The 6018-nt window shown below is 63.8% G+C and carries 5 protein-coding genes; 2 read left to right on the forward strand and 3 right to left on the reverse strand.

Features of this window, described 5'->3' with window-relative positions; all coding sequences use genetic code 11:
- A partial coding sequence (gene asnB / locus ACNKID_RS03465) for an asparagine synthase (glutamine-hydrolyzing) (protein ID WP_417912044.1) occupies nucleotides 1-1873 on the forward strand: 1873 nt, incomplete at its 5' end.
- Here the strand turns inward: asnB and rfbD are convergent.
- The 3 genes from rfbD to ACNKID_RS03480 all read right to left on the reverse strand — a co-directional run bounded on the left by rfbD (nucleotide 1870) and on the right by ACNKID_RS03480 (nucleotide 4686).
- Nucleotides 1870-2730, reverse strand: coding sequence for a dTDP-4-dehydrorhamnose reductase (gene rfbD / locus ACNKID_RS03470; RefSeq protein WP_417912045.1), 861 nt, complete (start codon nucleotides 2728-2730; stop codon nucleotides 1870-1872). The two genes, asnB and rfbD, sit on opposite strands and share 4 nt — an antisense overlap.
- Nucleotides 2727-3614, reverse strand: coding sequence for a glucose-1-phosphate thymidylyltransferase RfbA (rfbA, locus tag ACNKID_RS03475; RefSeq protein ID WP_417912046.1), 888 nt, complete (start codon nucleotides 3612-3614; stop codon nucleotides 2727-2729). Before rfbA ends, rfbD begins: the two co-directional genes overlap by 4 nt.
- A 70-nt stretch (nucleotides 3615-3684) precedes the next feature.
- The gene (locus tag ACNKID_RS03480; protein WP_417912047.1) at nucleotides 3685-4686 is read right to left on the reverse strand and encodes a TIGR00266 family protein; all 1002 of its coding nucleotides are present in this window, start codon (nucleotides 4684-4686) and stop codon (nucleotides 3685-3687) included.
- Between the two features lie 218 nt (nucleotides 4687-4904).
- Here ACNKID_RS03480 and ACNKID_RS03485 point away from each other — a divergent pair.
- Nucleotides 4905-6018, forward strand: a 1114-nt coding sequence (locus ACNKID_RS03485; RefSeq protein ID WP_417912048.1) for a CinA family nicotinamide mononucleotide deamidase-related protein, incomplete at its 3' end; no start/stop codon positions are given.

The following is a 6018-nucleotide window of genomic DNA, read 5'->3' on the forward strand; positions in this document are numbered from 1 at the left end:
ACAGACTATGTGCGGCATCTGCGGTTTCACATGGAACGATGAGCGCCTGATCAAGGCGATGACCGACACCCTTGCGCACCGGGGGCCGAATCAGCAGGGCAGCTTCTGCTGCGAGGATGTCTCGCTCGGCTTCCGGCGGCTGTCGATCATCGACCTGAGCGGGCAGGGCCGCCAGCCGATGTTCAACGAGGACAGTACGCTCTGCCTGGTCTTCAACGGCGAGATCTACAACTTCCAGGAGCTGCGTCCTCAGCTGGAGCAGAAGGGTCACGTCTTCCGCAGCCATACCGATTCAGAAGTCATCCTCCACGCCTACGAGGAATGGGGCGACGGCTGCGTGCACCGCCTGCGCGGCATGTTCGCCTTTGCCCTTTATGACCAGAACCGCAGGCGGCTGCTGCTGGCCCGCGACCGCATCGGCATCAAGCCCCTCTATTACAGCTGGCAGAACGGCAGGCTGCGCTTCGCCTCGGAGATCAAGGCCCTGCTTGCCGACCCGCAGCTGGAGCGGCGCATCAACCCGCAGGCCATGTACGATTACCTTGGCTTTGAGTTTGTGCCTGCGCCGGAAACCATGTTCGCGGGCATCCACAAGCTGCCTGCGGGCCATCTGCTGATCTTGGAGAACGGCCAGCTCCGCACCGAGCAATACTGGGATTTGCAGTTCCGTCCCAGTGAGAACCAGCTCTCCTTCCCAGAGGCGGTGGAACGGCTGCGCGAGCTGCTGGATCAGGCGGTCGCCAGCCACCTTGTCAGCGATGTGCCGCTGGGCGTGTTCCTCTCCGGCGGGCTGGATTCGAGCTGCATAGTCGCCCTGATGCGCAGGCACATCAGCGGGCCGCTCAAGACCTTCACCATCGGCTATGCGGACAAGTCCTACAGCGAGCTGGACTACGCCCAGATTGTCGCCGAGCACTGCCAGACCGAGCACCATGTCCTGCTGCTTGACTCCCTCAAGCCGGACTACGTGGAGCAGACCCTCTGGCACCTTGACGAGCCGATGACCGACCTCTCGACGGTGCCGCTCTACCTGCTCTGCAAGCAGGCGAAAGAGCAGGTCACGGTCTGCCTCTCCGGCGAGGGCGCGGACGAGAGCTTCGCCGGGTATGACCGCTTCAGGGCCAGCCGGGTGAATGAGTGGTTCACGCTGCTGCCGGCAGTTGTGCGCAAACAGGTGATCGGGCGGATGGCAGCCCTGCTGCCGGATCGGCCGCAGAAGAAGGGGGCGGTCAACATGCTCAAGCGCTTCATCGAGGGCGCAAGCCTTGACCCGGCTGGCCAGCACCTGCGCTGGCAGTATTTCCTCAGCGAGGCGCTGGCGGCCAAGCTCTTCAGCAGCGAGTTCCGCCGCAGCATCACTGCCGACCCGTTCCGCCTGGTGCGCGAGCACAGTGCCCGCTGCGGCGCAGATGTTGACCTCATCAACCAGGAGATATATCTCGACACCCGCTTCATGATGACCGACTCAGTGCTGATGAAGGTGGACCGGATGTCCATGGCCAGCTCGCTGGAAATCCGCGTGCCGCTGCTCGATCATGTGCTGGTGGAGTTCCTGGCCTCGCTGCCTGGCGACTGGAAGCTGAGGGGGATGGAGACGAAGCACATCTTCCGTGCCGCGCTGGGGGGCCTGCTGCCGGAGAAGATCGTCCAGCGCGGCAAGCAGGGCTACAGCCTGCCGGTCAAGCACCTGCTGCGCGGGGAGCTGAAAGGCTGGATGATCGAGCAGCTCAACGACTCAGCCGTGATCCGCGAAAACATGAATCTGGCCTATGTCAACCAGCTCATCGAGGAGCATTGCAGCCAGCGGCACAACCACAACCACATCCTCTGGGCCTTGCTGAACATAGCTGTCTGGCACCGCCGCTTCTTCTAACTGAGCAGCTCCTCTCGGTGCAGGCGGACAAAGTCGTCCAGATCTGTCCGCCAGTCGCGCATGACGTTCAGGCCGTGCTCCTTCAGGCGGCGGTTCTCAAGGATGGAGTTGGCAGGCCGCCGGGCTGGCGTGGGATAGTCTGCTGTGGTGCAGGGCGTGATGGGCCAGGCAACCTGCATGGCCTCAAGGAAACAGCTTGCCGCCTCAAACCAAGTGCAGTGCCCTTCCGCCGTGGCATGGGCAATGCCGCATAGGCTGCTGTCCAGCAGCCGCTCGATCTGCTGCGCCAGGGTCATGGTCCAAGTCAGCGAGCCGTGCTGGTCGTTCACCACCTTGAGCGGGCGTTTGGCCCGCGCCAGCCGCAGGATGGTCTTGAGGAAGTTCCTGCCGCCGATGCCGTAGAGCCAGGCGGTGCGCAGGATAAGGGAGTTCTCCAGCCGCTCGGCAATAGCCTGCTCGCCGGCCAGCTTGCTTCTGCCGTAGGCGGAGACCGGGCTGACAGCATCCTCCTCGGTGTACGGCTCAGGCGCAGGCTTGCTGCCGTCAAAGACGTAGTCTGTGGAGATATGGATCAGGCGGCAGCCGGACGCGGCGCAGGCGGCGGCCAAGTTGGCTGCGCCCAGCGCGTTGACCGCCATGCAGCAGTTGATCTCGTTCTCGCAGGCATCCACAGCCGTGTAGGCCGCGCAGTTGATCAGCACATCAGGCCGGACGCACGCAACCGCTCCCTGCACTGTCTCCGCGTCGGTGATGTTGAGCTGCTTGGAGGTGAGGGCGCAGATTTCGTGCCGGTCGAGCATCAGCCGCACGCAGTCCTGGCCGAGCTGCCCGCTCGCGCCGGTGATCAGCAGTTTCATAGCGGCGCACCCTCCTCCTTGACTATGGACATCAGATACTGGCCGTACTGGTTCTTCAGCATCGGCGCGGCAATGCGCTCCACCTGCCCTGCGTCGATCCAGCCCAGCCGCCAAGCGATCTCCTCGACGCAGGCGATCTTCAGGCCCTGCCGCTCCTGCACCGCCTGCACGTAGCTGGCCGCCTGCTGCAAGGACTCATGCGTGCCCGTGTCCAGCCAGCAGAAGCCGCGCCCCAGCAGCTCGACACTCAACCGCCCTTGCCGCAGGTACGCGCTGTTGACATCGGTGATCTCCAGCTCGCCCCGCGCCGAGGGCCTGATGCCTGCGGCGATCTCGACCACGCTGTTGTCGTAGAAATACAGGCCAGGCACAGCGTAGCGCGACTTCGGCCTGGCTGGCTTCTCCTCGATGCCGATCACCCGCTGCTGCGCGTCAAACTCCACCACGCCGTACCGCTCCGGGTCTTTGACCAGATAGCCGAAGATGATGCCGCCCTCGCCGTTCTTCAGGCGGCTGCACCGCTTGACGATCTCTTGAAAGCCAGGGCCGAAGAAGATGTTGTCCCCCAGCACCAGCGCGACCGAGGACCTGCCGATGAACTTCCTGCCGATGAGGAAGGCCTGCGCCAGCCCCTCCGGCTTGGGCTGTTCGGCATAGGTGATGCTCAGGCCGAGCTGGCTGCCGTCGCCGAAGAGCTGCTGGAAGCGTGGCAGGTCTTCCGGCGTGGAGATGAGCAGGATGTCCCGGATTCCGGCCAGCATCAGCACGGAAAGCGGGTAATAGATCATCGGCTTGTCGTAGACCGGGATGAGCTGCTTGCTGATCACTTTGGTCAGCGGATACAGGCGGGTGCCTGAGCCGCCAGCGAGGATGATTCCTTTCATGGGCTGTGGAGGCTGCGCAGGAGGGAAGGCCCTCCTGCTGGAAAAAGAATGCGCTGCGCTGTCCGGCGGCCTATTTCTCGAAGAGATTGGCCAGACCGCCGATCACCGAGCCTTCATCGCCGCCTTTGCCGCCAGCCTGCGGCGCGGCCGCCCAGATCCGCCCGGCCAGACGCGAGAAGGGCAGCGATTGCAGCCAGACATGGCCAGGCCCGCGCAGGGTGGCGAAGAAGAAGCCCTCGCCGCCGAAGACGGCGGACTTGACATTGCCGACAAACTCAATGTCGTACTGCACGGTCTGGGTCAGGGCGACCAGACAGCCGGTGTCCACGCGCAAGCTCTGGCCTGCCTCCAGCTGCCGCTCGACAATCGTGCCGCCCGCATGGACAAAGCAAAGGCCGTCGCCGTCCAGCCGCTGCATGATGAAGCCCTCGCCGCCAAAGAGGGCCACGCCGATCTTCTTCTGAAAGGCGATGCCCACGGAAACCCCTTTGGCCGCGCAGAGGAAGGCATCCTTCTGACAGATGATCCGCCCGCCGTAGGTGCTCAGATCAAGCGGGATGATCTTGCCTGGATAGGGCGCGGCAAAGGCGGCCCGGCCCTTGCCGGAGCCGGTTTGGGTGAAGACAGTCATGAACAGGCTCTCGCCGGTGATCAGCCGCTTGCCCGCGCCGAGCATCTTGTCGAAAAGGCCGCCGGACTGCGAGCTGGCGGAGCCGTCGCCGAACACGGTGTCCATGCGGATGCCGTCGGTCATGTGCATCATGCTGCCTGCCTCGGCGATCACGCTTTCCTGCGGGTCCAGCTCGATCTCGACAAACTGCATCTCATGGCCGAAGATCTCGTAATCAATCTCGTGCGCATGACGGCCTGTCACCGGCGGCGGCATCTGCGCGGCAGCAGAGCCGGGATCGGCCAGCTCCGGCACATTCTCAATCGCCTGCCAGTCGCTGAAGCCTTCGCGCCAGACCAGCGTGGCGCGGCTGAACTGCCCGGAGCGCAGCCCGGCCAGCAGCTGCTGATGAGAATAGGGGCCTGCGGTCTGGCCGTTGACGGCCACATGCCAGCTGTACATGATCGCACCTCCTGCATATAAGATATTGAGAAGCATGGCGGCCAGCTCCGCGCCAGCGCGCCGACGGCATCGGCTCATTGAACCACAGATTGGCCGCCGCTGTCAAATCCTGCGCAGCCAACGCGGCAGTTTGTTCTCTGTTTCCCTTTCCTTTTTTTCATGATAGACTGACAGGCTGAAACACGAACCGCAACCCAGAGGCACGGAAAGGCAGGAGAATGATCGGGGAAATCATCGCGGTCGGCGACGAGCTGACTTCAGGCCGGATTGTCAACACCACCAGCGCGTTCGCGGCCCGGCAGCTTTTTCTGGCCGGACACACCGTGCTGGCCATGCACACGGTCGGCGACACGCGTCAGCTGATCGGCGAAGCCCTGAAACGGGCGATAGGGCGGGCGGACTTCGTTCTTGTCACCGGCGGGCTTGGTCCGACCAGCGACGACCTGACTAATGAAGCCGCTGCCGAGGCTTTGGGACGGCCCGCCACGCTGCGCCGGGAAATCCTGGAAAGAATACAGGCGCAGCCTTGGGGCGACGCGTGCTGCCAGTCGGATTTGGAACGGCTGGCTTGGCTGCCGGAGGGCGCGGAAATGCTCAATCTGGAAGCGCGGACCTGCGGCCATCTGCTGGTGCATGACTCGGTGCCGGTTTTCTTTCTGCCCGGCGTGCCCGGCCAGGCGGTCAAGCTGCTGACAGAGGCTGTCCTGCCAAGGCTTGCGCTCTGGCCAGGAGGGAGCAGCAATGCCGTGCAGATGCGACTGTACCGCACAGCGGGCTTGCCTGAATGCGAAATCAACCGGCGGCTGCTTCTTTTGGAGCAGGAAGAGGGCATCAGCATTGGCTATTATCCTGTTGAGAGCGAAGTGCATGTCAGCCTGACCACCAGCGGCGCGGATTTGCCCTTTGCCGATGCCGATCAGCGCATCCGCGCGGCCTTGGGCGAACATCTCTACGGCACGGATAAAGAGAGCTTGGCTAATTCGGTCGGGCAGCTGCTGTTGCGGCGCGGGCTGACGCTCGCGGTCGCGGAGTCCTGCACCGGCGGTCTGATCAGCGCGAAAATCACTGCTGTGCCGGGCTGCTCCGCTTGGTTTGCGGGCGGTGTGGTGGCCTATTCCAATCAGCTTAAGGAACGCCTTTTAAACGTGAATGCGGAGCTGCTGCGGCAGCACGGCGCGGTCAGCGCGGCGGTTGCGGAAGCGATGGCCGCAGGCATGGCCCAGCGCAGCGGCGCGGCTGCTGCTGTGGCTGTGACTGGGATTGCCGGGCCGGACGGCGGCACAGCGGACAAGCCTGTCGGCACGGTCTACATCGGCCTGCATCATGACAACA

This window comes from Candidatus Electronema sp. TJ (assembly GCF_048287355.1).
Lineage (GTDB): Bacteria > Desulfobacterota > Desulfobulbia > Desulfobulbales > Desulfobulbaceae > Electronema.